At 71.4% G+C, this 660-nt stretch carries 1 pseudogene; it reads right to left on the bottom strand.

Annotation, left to right across the window (positions count from 1 at the left end):
- Positions 1 to 118 precede the first annotated feature (118 nt).
- A pseudogene (locus tag CCN51_RS52755) lies at positions 119 to 660 on the bottom strand (P-loop NTPase); the annotation flags it as partial.

Here is a 660-nt window from a genome sequence, read left to right as displayed (position 1 = left end):
CAAGGACATCACCGCGTACGAGTAACAGCCGGACAGCAGGCAGTACGAAAAGACCGGGCGGCCCCCTCAGGAGGCCGCCCGCAGCTCTTCGTGCCCGCTTGAGCCCGCTTAAGCGGGCTCAGAACTTGTTGCGCGGCGTGATGCCCAGCGACATGCCCGCCAGCCCGCGCTGCCGCCCCCCGAGCTTGCCCGCGATGGCCCGCAGCGCGCTGCCCGCCGGGGAGTCGGGGTCGGTCAGCACGACCGGCTTCCCCTCGTCGCCGCCCTCGCGCAGCCGCACATCGATCGGGATGGCGCCGAGCACCGGCACCGTGGCGCCGGTGGCCCGGGTCAGGCCGTCGGCGACGGTCTGGCCGCCGCCCGTGCCGAAGACATCGACCATCTCGTCGCAGTGCGGACAGGGCAGCCCGGACATGTTCTCGACCACGCCGACGATCTTCTGGTGGGTCTGGACCGCGATCGAGCCCGCCCGCTCGGCGACCTCGGCGGCGGCCTGCTGCNNGCAGCAGCACGTCCAGGTCGCCCCAGTAGACATCGGCGAGGAACTGCTGGAGCGCGCGGTGCAGCATCGGCCCGCGCCACACCACCGGTGTGTTGCCCGGGGTGAACATGCCGATCGAGATGACCTTCACGCCGTTGGCCGACGGCGGCATGATCATG

Source organism: Streptomyces milbemycinicus (genome assembly GCF_002154605.1).
In the GTDB taxonomy this organism is placed as follows: domain Bacteria; phylum Actinomycetota; class Actinomycetes; order Streptomycetales; family Streptomycetaceae; genus Streptomyces; species Streptomyces milbemycinicus.
The sequence above is the reverse complement of the archived record's forward strand: the minus strand, read 5'-3'. Positions and strand labels throughout refer to the sequence as shown.